Source organism: Halomonas maura, assembly GCF_030409305.1.
GTDB classification, from domain to species: domain Bacteria; phylum Pseudomonadota; class Gammaproteobacteria; order Pseudomonadales; family Halomonadaceae; genus Halomonas; species Halomonas maura.
Genome location: NZ_JAUFPQ010000023.1, coordinates 333,075 through 344,679, shown reverse-complemented (window position 1 = coordinate 344,679; position 11,605 = coordinate 333,075). Strand labels below are relative to the sequence as shown.

The window sequence follows — 11,605 nt, the reverse complement described above, 5'->3', positions numbered from 1 at the left end:
GGCGGGCCGGGCGGGGCGCGGGCGGGCTGAACCAGGGCGTCGCCCGGCGGCGGGTGTCCGCCGGCGGCTCGGCGATCTCGCCGGCCAGCATCTCCCGCTTGCGGCCGAAGCCGGACACCTTGCGCCAGGCGAAGCCGGCGGCGGCGAGGCCGCGCTTGACCACCCCGGCGCAGGTGAAGGTGGCGAAGCTGGCGCCGGGGCGGGAGCGCGCGGCCATGGCGGCGAACAGCTCGGGCCGCCACATCTCGGGGTTCTTCGCCGGGGCGAAGCCGTCGAGGAACCAGGCATCGACCCGGCCGTCGAGCAGCCGCAGCCGCTCGACGGTGTCGCCCAGGTGCAGGTCGAGGGTCACCCGCTCGTCGAGCCACAGGCGATGCACGCCGGCCACCGGCTCGGGCCACTGGGCGATCAGCACGGCGGCCCGCGCGGCGAGATCCGGCCAGGCGGCCAGCGCCCGGGCCAGGTCGTCACGGGCCAGCGGGTACTTCTCGGTGGAGACCAGGTGCAGCCGGGCTCCGGCCGGGGCATTGGCCGCGAAGCTGGCCCAGGCACAGAGCATGTTGAGGCCGGTGCCGAAGCCGGTCTCGCCGATCACGAAGGGGCGCGATTCCCGCCAGGCCGCAAAGCGCTCGGGCAGCCGGTTGGCGGCCAGGAACACATGCTCGGTCTCGGCGCGGCCGTCATGGCGCGAGAAGTAGACGTCGTCGAAGGCGGTGGAATGCGGGGCCGTCTCGCCGCTGTCGTCCCGGCGCCAGTCGAGGTGGGCGGGCGTCAGGCCGGCGAGCGGCGGCAGGGCATCGGGGGCGGTCACGGCGGGACTCCGGCGAACGGCGAGTGGTCAATCTTTGATCGATGTCGCCGCGGCACCATCGCGACAGGGTTGGCGCAAGGCGTCCGCGGCGTTTCAACAGCGTTATCCACAGATGCTGTGGGAAAACCGCCGGTGGATAACTCGGGTGGCGCGACGACCGGGACGGCGTCGATGCCTATGACCCTAGGGCAGGGCCTTCTTGAACGGCTTCACCGTCACCTTGGCGTAGACCCCGGCGATGATGTAGGGGTCGGCGTCGGCCCAGGCCTGGGCGCTGTCCAGGTCCTCGAACTCGGCGATCACCAGGCTGCCGGTGAAGCCGGCCTCGCCCGGGTCCTCGCTGTCCACGGCGGGGTGCGGGCCGGCCAGTACCAGGCGGCCCTCGTCGCGCAACTGCTCGAGGCGGGCCAGGTGATCGGGACGTGCGGCCAGGCGCCGCTCCAGGCTGTTGTTCACATCTTCACTGATGATGGCATAGAGCATCGCGGGATATCCTAGGCAGAGCGGCTCGCGCCGCGTGGGCAACGGGCTCGCCATTGACCGGCTAGGGTCGCGCGAGCACCATGGTCATTATTCTGACAAAGTCACCTGCCGGCGTCATGCCAATGAATGCACTTCCCGTGCGCTTCGAGGGCGATCCCCTCACCATCGACCTGCACATGCACTCCACCGCCTCGGATGGCGCCCTGGCCCCGGACGCCCTGGTGGCGCTGTGCCAGGAGCGCGGCCTGAGCCATATGGCCCTCACCGACCACGACACCATGGACGGCGTCGCGGCGGCCCGGGCGGCCGCCGCCGAGACGGGGCTGTGCGTGCTGCCGGCCACCGAACTCTCGACCCAATGGCGCGGCATCAACATCCATGTGGTGGGGCTACTGCCCGACGGCGCCCGGGGCGACCTGGTGGCGGGTCTCGCCGCCCAGGCCGAGGCCCGGGAGCGCCGTTCGCGGAAGATCGCCGAGCGCATGGAGAAGGTCGGCCTCGACGATGCCCTGGCCCGCGCCCGGGAGCAGGCCGGCTCGGACCGTCCGCTGGGGCGGCCGGACTTCGCCCGGGCCCTGGTGGCGGCGGGCCTGGTACCCGACATGGGCCGAGCCTTCGCCAAGTACCTGGGCAACGGCAAGCCCGGCGATATCAAGGCCCTCTGGCCCTACCTCTCCGAGGCGGTGGCCTGGATCCTCGATGCCGGTGGCGTGGCCGTGCTGGCGCATCCGCTGCGCCACGGCCTGACCCGGCGCAAGCGCGGCCTGCTGCTCGACGACTTCCGCGCCGCCGGCGGCCAGGCCGCCGAGCTGGTCAGCGGCTTCCAGAACCCCGACGTCACCCGCGACCTGGCCCGCCAGCTCCAGGAGCGCGAACTGTTGGCCTCGGTCGGCAGCGACTTCCACTTTCCCGGCGGCCACCTGGCGCCGGGCACCATGAGCCCGGTGCCGCGCACCGCGGTGGCGCCGGTCTGGACCCACCCGCGCCTGGCGGCCTGCCTCGGCCAACCGGCGCCGGCCGCCTGAGGCGGTGATCGCGTCGAACTCACCTCAATGAACAGGGAACGCCCATGAGCCAGTTCTTCCAGATCCACCCGGACAACCCGCAGAAGCGTCTCATCGACCAGGCGGTGCAGATCATCCGCGACGGCGGGGTAATCGCCTACCCCACCGACTCCGGCTATGCCCTGGGTTGCCACCTGGGGGACAAGAAGGCGGTGGAGCGGATCAAGTGGCTGCGCTCCCTCGACGACAAGCACAACTTCACCCTGGTCTGCTCGGACCTCTCCGAGATCGGCACCTACGCCAAGGTGGACAACGCCGTGTTCCGCCTGCTCAAGGCGCACACCCCCGGGGCCTACACCTTCATCCTCCAGGCCACCAGCGAGGTGCCGCGGCTGCTGCTGCATCCCAAGCGGCGCTCCATCGGCGTGCGGGTGCCGGATCACCAGATCACCCGGGCGCTGCTCGACTCCCTCGGCGAGCCGCTGATGAGCGTGACCCTGATCCCGGTGGGCGAGGAGTTGCCGATGACCGACGCCGAGGAGATCCGCGAGCGCTTCGGCGCCCACCTGGACCTGGTCATCGACGGTGGCGCCTGCCATCTCGAGGCCACCAGCGTGGTCGACATGCGTGAACTGCCGCCCAAGGTGGTGCGCGAGGGCCGCGGCGACGTCTCGCCCTTCCGGCCGTGAGCCGCTCCCGTCCGCTGGCCTGAGGCGGCGGTCATGTCGCGGCTGTTGGGGGGCGCAGGCCCCGTCTCGCTGGGCTACTTCGTCGGCATCCGACAGCCGCAGGGCATCCGCGACGCCGTGCGGCGGATCTTCGTCGGCTAGCCGGATCCGCTTCCCGGCTAATCCGGCGCGTGCTGTCTCGGATCGGCGGTCTCCTCGTCCAGCCAGGTCCCGCAGCGCAAGCAGTAGCGGGCACTCTTCTCGTGGCGGTCGTGGCCGCAGCCGGGGCAGGCCTCGTCGGAATAGCGCTCGGCGCGGATCGAGCGGATCACCTCGGCGGAGAAGACCCCGGTGGGCACCGCGATGATCGAGTAGCCGATCAGCATCACCATCACCGAGATGGCCTGGCCCAGCGGCGTCACCGGGGTGATGTCGCCGTAGCCCACCGTGGTCAGGGTGACCACGGCCCAGTAGATGGCGGTGGGAATGCTGGTGAAGCCGGCCTCGGCGGGTTCGATGAGATAGATCAGCGAGGCGAAGATGGTCACCAGCATGAAGACGGTGAACAGGAACAGGAAGATCTGGTGGCTGCTGCGCATCAGCGCCCCCAGCAACAGGCGGCCCTCGCCGACGAACTCCATCAGCCGCAGTACCCGGAAGATGCGCAGCGTGCGCAGCAGCCGCACCACCACCAGCGAGTGGACGCCCGGAACGATCAGCGCCAGCCAGGTGGGCAGGATGGCGACCAGGTCGATGACGCCGTAGAAGCTCTTGAGGTACTGCCAGGGTCGCTCCAGGCAGTACAGGCGCACCGCCAGCTCGGCGGTGAACAGCAGCGTGAAGCCCCATTCCAGGCGAAGGAACCAGATCCCATGGGTCTCGCGCAGCGGGTCGATGCTCTCCAGCATCACCACCAGCACGCTCGTCAGGATGACCCCGATCAGCGCGATGTCGAAGCCCTTGGCCAGCGGCGTGTCCGACTCGAAGATGATCTGGAAGACGCGTGTCCGGAAGCCTTCCGCGGCGGGCTTGAGATCGTGGTGGTTCACGGGCGTCATCCTTGTGGTGGCCAGGCTCAGTCGAGCGATACCTCGGCGGGGAGTCGCCGCGCCAGGGCCAGGGCGCGCTGGCCGAAGGCCGGGGTCAACCAGGTCGGCGTCGCCAGGGCCTCGGCGAGGCGGCGGGCATCGTCGCTCACCGCATCATCGCCCAGCTCGGCCAGGCGTTGAAAGGCCTGGCGGGCCTGGTGGCGCCAGGCCTCGTCGCCGGTGTCGGCCAGGGCATCCAGGGCCACCACGGCGCGATGCAGCCAGGCGGGCGCCGAGTCGGCCTCGGCCAGCGTCCAGCGACCGGCGAGCAGGGCACCGCCGCGGGCGGCCTTGCTGGTGTCGGAGGGACGCAGCGGCACGTCCTCGGCCAGCGCCTCGGCGAGCGCCACCAGGGCGGCCGGGTCGCCGGCCTTCAGCTCCAGTTCCAGCTCGCGGATCGGCGCCTCGCTCCCGTCGCTGCGGATCTCGCCGAGATCCAGCGCCACCTCGATGGTGGCGGTGTCGTCTTCCAGCCACCAGGTCTCGCGCACGAAGTCGGTGGTGAAGCGAGGAACCAGCTGCCCCAGCACGCCTTCGCCCAGCGCCTGGATGGGCGGCAGGGCGGCCAGCCCCGCGAGGTCGAGGCTCGGCCCCATCACCTCCCATTCCCACTCGCCGCGGCTCGACAGGCCACCGCTGCCGTGGCCGCGGGTCTTCAGTGTCTGCAGCAGTCGGCCGTCGACGTGCCGCAGGCGCAGCGCGGCTCGGGCGGCCTCGAGGTCGCCCGCGGGGGTGTCGAAGTAGGTGTTGCCGAGGCGGGTGGTCCGCGGGACGAGACCGGCCAGGCGGGGGTGGTGGCGCAGGGCCTCGGGCGCGGTGGCGCCCAGGGCCAGCTTGAGTTCGATCTCGTTAGCCATGCAGGTCCGCCTTATAGCATTGTGATGAACAGTTGATGATTTTTTCATGACGGCGCTCGTTCCAGTCACTATACTGGCGCCGCCATTTCCAAGTGTTCAGATGCCCCCATGGTGACATCCAATCCCTTCTCCGCGATGTTCGGCCGCTCGCCATTCCAGCCGCTGCTGGCCCACATCGTCAAGGTCAATGATTGTGCCGAGGCGCTGTTGCCGTTCTTCGAGGCCTCCCTCGAGGGCGACTGGCAGGCCGCCGGCCAGCACCGCGAGACCATCACCCGTCTCGAACACGAGGCCGACGAGCTCAAGACCGAGCTGCGTCTCAACCTTCCCAACACCATGTTCCTGCCGGTCTCGCGCTCCGACCTGCTGGACCTGATCAGCGTCCAGGACAAGATCGCCAACAAGGCCCGCGACATCACCGGCATCATGCTCGGCCGCAAGATGCAGGTGCCCGACGAGCTGGCCCAGCCGATGCGCGACTACATGCGCACCTCGGTGGCCTGCGTGGCTCAGGCCCGCGAGGCCCTGGAGGAGCTCAAGGACCTGCTCGAATCCGGCTTCGGGCGCAACGTCTCCGACGTGATGCAGAAGATGATCCGCGAGCTGCACACCCTGGAGCACCAGGCCGACGATCAGCAGGTGGCGATCCGCCGCCAGCTGTTCGAGCTGGAGGACCGTCTGCCGCCGGTGGAAGTGATGTTCCTCTACAAGATCATCGACTGGGTCGGTGAACTGTCCGACCGCGCCGAACGCGTGGGTAGCCGCCTTCAGATCATGACGGCCAACTGATCGGGCCCGGCTCGATCCACATCCGCCACTTCTGACCGCTAGCAAGGGACACCGTCCTATGTCGATCATCGCGCAATACGGCGACGTCTTCATCTTCCTCGCCTGTGCCTTCGGCCTCTTCATGGCCTGGGGCGTGGGGGCCAATGATGTGGCCAATGCCATGGGCACCTCGGTGGGGTCCAAGGCCATCACCATCAAGCAGGCGATCCTCATCGCCGTGGTCTTCGAGTTCCTCGGCGCCTGGCTGGCCGGCGGCGAGGTCACCGACACCATCCGCAAGGGCATCATCGACCCCGCCCTGCTGAAGGGCGACCCGCAACTGCTGGTCTACGGCATGCTGGCGTCGCTGCTGGCCGCCGCGACCTGGCTGCTGATCGCCTCGATGCGCGGCTGGCCGGTCTCCACCACCCACTCCATCGTCGGGGCCATCGTCGGTTTCGCCATGGCGGGGCTGGGGCTCGAGGCCATCGGCTGGTCCAAGGTCGGCCAGATCGCCGCCAGCTGGGTGGTGTCGCCGCTGATGTCCGGCACCATCGCCTTCATGCTGTTCAAGTCGGTCCAGCACCTGATCTTCGAGAACCGCGATCCCTTCGTCGCGGCCAAGCGCTACGTGCCGATGTACGTCTTCCTGGTCGGCTTCATCGTCGCCATGGTCACCCTGACCAAGGGCCTCAAGCATGTCGGCCTGCAGCTGGGCCTCGGCGAGAGCCTGCTCTACGCCGTGCTGATCGGCCTGGGCGTGATGCTGCTCGGTGGCTTCCTGGAGCGTCGGGTCAGCCGTAACCGCAGCGAGGACGACACCTTCGGCTTCGCCGGCGTCGAGCGCGTCTTCGGCGTGCTGATGCTGTTCACCGCCTGCGCCATGGCCTTCGCCCACGGCTCCAACGACGTGGCCAACGCCGTCGGCCCGCTGGCCGCGGTGATCACCGTGGTGCAGAGCGGTGGCCAGGTGGGTGGCCAGGCCCTGGTGCCCTGGTGGGTGCTGGTGCTGGGTGGCGGCGGCATCGTCATCGGCCTGGTCACCTACGGCCACAAGGTCATCGCCACCGTGGGCACCGGCATCACCGAGCTGACGCCGAGTCGCGGCTTCGCCGCCACCCTGGCCGCCGCCACCACCGTGGTGCTGGCCTCGGGCACCGGCCTGCCGATCTCCACCACCCACACCCTGGTCGGCGCCGTGCTTGGCGTGGGTCTGGCCCGGGGCATGGCGGCGCTCAACCTGCGCGTGATCGGCACCATCGTGATGTCCTGGCTGATCACCCTGCCGGCCGGCGCCGGCCTGGCGATCATGTTCTTCTTCATGTTCAAGGGCATGTTCGGCTAAAGGGCCACGGGCCACGGGCACGGGCCAGATGACGCGGGAGCACGAGGGCTTATCATCCCGCTCGAAGCTCGAAGCTCGAAGCTCGAAGCTCGAAGCTCGAAGCTCGAAGCTCGAAGCTCGAAGCTCGAAGCTCGAAGCTCGAAGCTCGAAGCTCGAAGCTCGAAGCTCGAAATCGCGGCGGCACCCCAGTGGTGCCGCCGTTTTCGTCCGTCTGATATAGTCAACGCTCATCTTTCCCTTTCACCTGCTGCCGGAGCGCGGCCTTGGACACTCGTTTCCCCTTCGTCGACTGGTTCCGTAATTCCTCGCCGTATATCAATGCGCATCGAGGACGAACCTTCGTGATCCTGATCGAGGGCGAAGCCGTGGCACAGGGACGCGGCGAGCAGCTGATCCAGGACCTGGCGCTGTTGCACACCCTGGGCGTGCGTCTGGTGGTGGTGCAGGGGATTCGTCCCCAGGTACACCAGGCCCTCGAGGCGGCGGGCATCACGCCGCGGCGCCACCAGGGCCGCTGGGTGGCCGACGAGGCGGTCATGGCCCGGGTCGAGCGGGTGGCCGCCGAGCAGCGGCTGTGGCTCGAGGCCCGGCTGTCACTCGGGCTGCCCAATACCCCGCTGCACGGGGTCGAGATGACCGTGGTCTCCGGCAACCTGGTCATGGCCAAGCCCCTCGGGGTGCGTGACGGCATCGACTTCGACCGCAGTGGCGAGGTCCGCCGGGTGCGCGACGCGGCGATTCGCGGCCTGCTGGGCCAGGGCTCGCTGGTGCTGCTGCCGCCGCTGGGCTTCTCGAGCACCGGCGAGGTCTTCGACCTGGATGCCGCCGACGTGGCGCGACACACGGCCACGGCCCTCGGTGCCGACAAGCTGATCCTGCTGGGGGAGGCCAGCGGCCTGTTCGACGATGCCGGCCAGCTGCAGCGCCAGCTGACGCCGGCCGAGGCCGCCCCGCTGCTGGCCCGGACCGCCCCGGGCGACGAGCTGTCCCGCCACCTCGGTGCCGCCTGCGCCGCGGCCCGCCATGGCGTGGCTCGCACCCACCTGCTTTCCTGGCAGGACCATGATGCCCTGCTCGGCGAGCTCTTCACCCGGGATGGGGTGGGCACCATGATCACCCAGCATCGCTACGAGCAGCTGCGCCCCGCCGAGATCGCCGACATCGGCGGGCTGCTGGAGCTGCTCGAGCCACTGGAGCGTCGCGGCATGCTGGTACCGCGTTCCCGGGAGCGCCTCGAGTACGAGATCGAGGACTATGTGGTCATCGAGCGGGACGGCATGGTCATCGGCTGTGCCGCCCTGCACAGCTTCGGGGATGCCCGCATGGGCGAGCTCGCCTGCGTGGCCGTGCATGGCGACTACCGGGGCGGGGCTCGCGGCGACCGGCTGCTCGCCGAGGTGGAGCGCCGTGCCCGCCAGCAGGGGTTGGTGGCGCTGTTCGCCCTCACCACGCATACCGCCCACTGGTTCTTCGAGCATGGCTTCCGCCAGGCCGATATCGCCGACCTGCCGCCGCTGCGCCGGGACACCTACAATCACGCCCGCCAGTCCAAGGTGCTCGTCAAGGCCCTCGCCTGACCCCCGCTGTCGCCGCCTGGCGGCACCGCCAATAGCGGTGTCGCCGCATGGAGACGTTTCAGGTTGTTGTTGAAAAAGGCTTTTATCGGCTGCCAGCAATCAATGTCGCCAATCGGCGACGTAAAATCCCGTCGATCGGGCGATTCGGCCGTGCCGGATCGCTTCTTGCCCTTTGCCGCCCCGTTTTGGTCATTTTATCTAATTGATTTTAAAGGTGTGTGTCGGATTTTGGCACGCGATTGGCAATAGGTAGGATGAGCAAGCGGAAACGGTTCAAACGGCTCGAACCGCATTCCGGTCGCCGAGGGGTCGAGATAACACTGCCCTGTGCCTTTTGGCCTCGCGGCGATCAACGTCTGCTCCAGCGATGTGTGACTTTAGGTTGCGATGAGACGGTACCGACAGCGTCAAGGAAGTGTACCGATAGGGCAAGGATGCCCCGGCAAGGATGCCGCCCCCGACGGGGGCCGAATAGCGCGACATCGCCCGGCAGAAGCCCGGGCGGTGACGCCAGACACGAAGCGGGGTGTTCTGCCACCCGCACGAGGATGACTAGCCCCTGGTGGCAAAGGGAGTCCCCGTGGCTTCGCGGGCCTCACGGCCCTGGGAAAGTCGGCCGATGGATGGGCCAGGCCAGCGATCGAGCGGCTTTCTCGACCCTTCAGTTCCCTGCGTATTGGGCCGGCTCTGCCGGCCCTTTTTTTTCATCGATGCGCCTCACGCTTTGCCTGAAGAGTCGGCGAGCGATGGCCAGTCAAGGCAACAATCGGCGAGAAGGCGGAGTTTAGGCGGTGTAACGGAGTCCTTTGAGCCGATTCTTGACGCCGGATCGGCGAGCGCAGGCAGTTTTCAGACACAGCGTAGGCCTCGACGCATGCAAGGTGGGCGGCCGATCTCTGGTATTCTCGGGCTTGAACGATGGACACTTCCTTCACTCTTCTCGGTAGAACGCTGGCCATGACCTCAGCCTTATCCCGTCGTTGGCGGCCGCGCTCGCTATTGCAGCTGGTGTTGCTCGCCTTCCTCATGGTGATGCTGCCGCTTGCCGTGCTGATGCTCCAGGCCGGCCAGGCCCTGTCCGAGCTCTCGCGTCTGGCCGACCAGAGTGCCCGCCAGGCGGTGGAGGAGACGCGGCGTGCCCGCACCCTCGGGGCCCTGGCCCTGGAACTCGAGCGTAGTGCCCGCCAGTATGCCGTGGTCGAGCAGGCGAGCCTGCTGAATATCTACGACGAGCGCCTGGCGGAGTTTCGCCGCCTGCTCGCCCGGCAGCGCGAGCTGCTGCCCGACGATCCGAACGTGAAGGCGCTCTCCGTCGAGCTGGACAGGCTCGCCGAGCTGCCCGGGCTGCCGCTGGAGGAGTTCGAGGACCGGCTCACCGACTTCCTGCCCTTCGCGGAACATACCGAGGCCATGCGCCATGCCACCAACCGACGCATCGACAACCGCCTCGACGTTATCCGAGCCCGGGCCGAGGGCGTGCAGACGCGGCTGTGGTGGCAGACCGCCGCGCTGGTCTCGGCCAGCCTGATACTGATGCTGCTGTTCACCCGGCTGATCATTCGCCCGGTGCACCAGCTCGAACGGCGTATCCTCGGCATCGGCAGCGGCGGCCAGGCGGCCAAGCGGGCCCCGGTCCAGGGCCCCGCCGAGCTGGTCAGCCTCGACGAGCGGCTCGACTGGCTGTCGTCGCGGCTCGAGGAACTGGAGGAACAGAAGCAACAGTTCCTGCGCCACATGTCGCATGAGCTCAAGACCCCGCTGGCCAGCGTGCGCGAGGGGTCGTCGCTGCTCGCCGACGGCGTGGCCGGCGAACTCTCCGACCACCAGCGCGAGATCCTCGAGCTGATCGACGCCAGCGGCAGCGAGCTCCAGCAACTCATCGAGCAACTGCTCGACTACAACCTGCTGCAGCACAACCGTCGCCTGGAGGTCGAGCGGCTGGACCTGGCCACCGTGGTCAAGGAAGTGCTGGCCAAGCATCGCCTGGCCCTGCAGCAGAAGGAGATGCGCGTGGACTGCTTCGATGGCCCCCTGGCCTGGCGGGCCGATCGGACCGCCACGGCGCGCATTCTCGACAACCTGATCTCCAACGCCATCGCCTACGGCGAGGACGCCGGCCAACTGGAGATCCGTGCCCGGGTGGAGCATGAGCGACTGATCGTGGAGGTCGCCAACAGCGGCGAGCCGATTCCCGAGGAGGATCGGCCGCGGCTGTTCGAGGCCTTCTACCAGGGACGGATACGGCGCAAGGGCGCCCTGAAGGGCTCCGGCATCGGTCTCTCGGTGGCCGCCGACTGCGCCCGCCTGCAGGAAGGCACCCTCGAACTGGTGGACGATCCCCGCCTGGCGGTCTGTTTCCGGCTGACCCTGCCGCGCCCGGCGCCGGCCATCGCGCACGATACAACGACACCCGTCCTGTCGGGTGTCCAGGAAAGGAACGATTGAAATGAACCTACGCCCGCTGATCCTCGGCCTGGCCTCGACCTGGCTGGTGGGCTGCCAGGGGTTCCCGGAGAACCTCCAGGGGCCCCGCGACAACCCCGGCTCCCAGACGCAGCTGAGCGCCGGCGCCTGCTTCTCGGAGCAGCCGAGCTTCGCCGATGACGCCTGTCTGCTGCATGACTGGGTGTCGCTGGGCCTGGCCTCCCAGCGGGGAAGTCGCGCCTGGCGCGAGGGCATGCTGCTGACCCTCGAGGGCGAAGGCGCCGAGCAGCGCCTGGGTCGTGCCGTGCTGCTGGCCTGGGGCGACGAGGCCCAGTGGGACGAGGCCTCCGAGCTGCTCAAGGCCGACCTGCATGCGGCGCCCGCCCGGCTGCAGCCGCTGCTGCGCTACTGGCTCAACGAGGTGGAGGGCCGGCGCAACCTGAGCCGCCGACTGGTCGAGGAACGCATGGAACGGGAGGCCCTGGCGGCGGAGAACGAGGCCCTAAGCGAGAAGCTGGATGCCCTCACCGCCATCGAGCGGAACATCAATTCGCGACAGCAGACCGAGTAACTCGGGAGA

At 68.8% G+C, this 11,605-nt stretch carries 12 protein-coding genes; 8 read left to right on the top strand and 4 right to left on the bottom strand.

Going from position 1 to position 11,605, the window contains the following annotated elements; translation table 11 throughout:
• Together mnmC2 and QWY76_RS16275 are read right to left on the bottom strand one after the other, a co-directional pair.
• A partial coding sequence (gene mnmC2 / locus QWY76_RS16280; protein WP_290312376.1) for a tRNA (5-methylaminomethyl-2-thiouridine)(34)-methyltransferase MnmC2 occupies positions 1 to 811 on the bottom strand: 811 nt, incomplete at its 3' end.
• 183 nt (positions 812 to 994) lie between these two features.
• Positions 995 to 1,294, bottom strand: coding sequence for a YciI family protein (locus tag QWY76_RS16275; RefSeq protein WP_290312375.1), 300 nt, complete (start codon positions 1,292 to 1,294; stop codon positions 995 to 997).
• A gap of 116 nt (positions 1,295 to 1,410) precedes the next feature.
• Between QWY76_RS16275 and QWY76_RS16270 the strand changes: the two genes are divergently transcribed.
• Together QWY76_RS16270 and QWY76_RS16265 are read left to right on the top strand one after the other, a co-directional pair.
• The gene (locus QWY76_RS16270; protein WP_290312374.1) at positions 1,411 to 2,319 is read left to right on the top strand and encodes a PHP domain-containing protein; all 909 of its coding nucleotides are present in this window, start codon (positions 1,411 to 1,413) and stop codon (positions 2,317 to 2,319) included.
• Between the two features lie 44 nt (positions 2,320 to 2,363).
• Positions 2,364 to 2,987, top strand: a complete 624-nt coding sequence (locus QWY76_RS16265) for an L-threonylcarbamoyladenylate synthase (protein WP_290312373.1) — start codon at positions 2,364 to 2,366, stop codon at positions 2,985 to 2,987.
• 158 nt (positions 2,988 to 3,145) lie between these two features.
• Here QWY76_RS16265 and QWY76_RS16260 read toward each other — a convergent pair whose 3' ends face one another.
• Complete coding sequence (locus QWY76_RS16260) at positions 3,146 to 4,015, bottom strand: ion transporter (protein WP_290312371.1); 870 nt, start codon at positions 4,013 to 4,015, stop codon at positions 3,146 to 3,148.
• A 26-nt stretch (positions 4,016 to 4,041) separates the two neighbouring features.
• Positions 4,042 to 4,911, bottom strand: a complete 870-nt coding sequence (locus tag QWY76_RS16255) for a CYTH domain-containing protein (RefSeq protein WP_290312369.1) — start codon at positions 4,909 to 4,911, stop codon at positions 4,042 to 4,044.
• A gap of 108 nt (positions 4,912 to 5,019) precedes the next feature.
• Here QWY76_RS16255 and QWY76_RS16250 point away from each other — a divergent pair, with 108 nt between their 5' ends.
• The 6 genes from QWY76_RS16250 (at position 5,020) to QWY76_RS16225 (ending at position 11,596) form a co-directional block, all read left to right on the top strand.
• A complete protein-coding gene (locus QWY76_RS16250) occupies positions 5,020 to 5,700 on the top strand; it encodes a TIGR00153 family protein (RefSeq protein ID WP_290312367.1) in 681 nt (226 codons plus the stop codon).
• 58 nt (positions 5,701 to 5,758) lie between these two features.
• On the top strand, positions 5,759 to 7,024 hold the full coding sequence (locus tag QWY76_RS16245) for an inorganic phosphate transporter (protein ID WP_290312366.1): 1,266 nt from the start codon (positions 5,759 to 5,761) through the stop codon (positions 7,022 to 7,024).
• 263 nt (positions 7,025 to 7,287) lie between these two features.
• Positions 7,288 to 8,601 carry an amino-acid N-acetyltransferase gene (argA, locus tag QWY76_RS16240; RefSeq protein WP_290312365.1) on the top strand — a complete coding sequence of 438 codons (1,314 nt, stop codon included), beginning with the start codon at positions 7,288 to 7,290 and terminating at the stop codon, positions 8,599 to 8,601.
• 47 nt (positions 8,602 to 8,648) lie between these two features.
• A complete protein-coding gene (locus QWY76_RS16235; RefSeq protein ID WP_290312364.1) occupies positions 8,649 to 8,807 on the top strand; it encodes a hypothetical protein in 159 nt (52 codons plus the stop codon).
• A 751-nt stretch (positions 8,808 to 9,558) separates the two neighbouring features.
• On the top strand, positions 9,559 to 11,046 hold the full coding sequence (locus tag QWY76_RS16230; RefSeq protein ID WP_290312363.1) for a HAMP domain-containing sensor histidine kinase: 1,488 nt from the start codon (positions 9,559 to 9,561) through the stop codon (positions 11,044 to 11,046).
• Between the two features lies 1 nt (position 11,047).
• Positions 11,048 to 11,596 (top strand): hypothetical protein, encoded by a 549-nt coding sequence (locus QWY76_RS16225; protein WP_290312362.1) that lies wholly within the window; start codon positions 11,048 to 11,050, stop codon positions 11,594 to 11,596.
• Positions 11,597 to 11,605 lie beyond the last annotated feature (9 nt).

Excerpts from the sequence above, each read along its gene's own strand:
- QWY76_RS16275 (WP_290312375.1), bottom strand. The coding sequence starts at position 1,294 with ATGCTCTATGCCATCATCAGTGAAGATGTGAACAACAGCCTGGAGCGG.
- QWY76_RS16270 (WP_290312374.1), top strand. The coding sequence starts at position 1,411 with ATGCCAATGAATGCACTTCCCGTGCGCTTCGAGGGCGATCCCCTCACC.
- QWY76_RS16265 (WP_290312373.1), top strand. The coding sequence starts at position 2,364 with ATGAGCCAGTTCTTCCAGATCCACCCGGACAACCCGCAGAAGCGTCTC.
- QWY76_RS16255 (WP_290312369.1), bottom strand. The coding sequence starts at position 4,911 with ATGGCTAACGAGATCGAACTCAAGCTGGCCCTGGGCGCCACCGCGCCC.
- QWY76_RS16250 (WP_290312367.1), top strand. The coding sequence starts at position 5,020 with ATGGTGACATCCAATCCCTTCTCCGCGATGTTCGGCCGCTCGCCATTC.
- QWY76_RS16245 (WP_290312366.1), top strand. The coding sequence starts at position 5,759 with ATGTCGATCATCGCGCAATACGGCGACGTCTTCATCTTCCTCGCCTGT.
- QWY76_RS16235 (WP_290312364.1), top strand. The coding sequence starts at position 8,649 with ATGGAGACGTTTCAGGTTGTTGTTGAAAAAGGCTTTTATCGGCTGCCA.
- QWY76_RS16230 (WP_290312363.1), top strand. The coding sequence starts at position 9,559 with ATGACCTCAGCCTTATCCCGTCGTTGGCGGCCGCGCTCGCTATTGCAG.
- QWY76_RS16225 (WP_290312362.1), top strand. The coding sequence starts at position 11,048 with ATGAACCTACGCCCGCTGATCCTCGGCCTGGCCTCGACCTGGCTGGTG.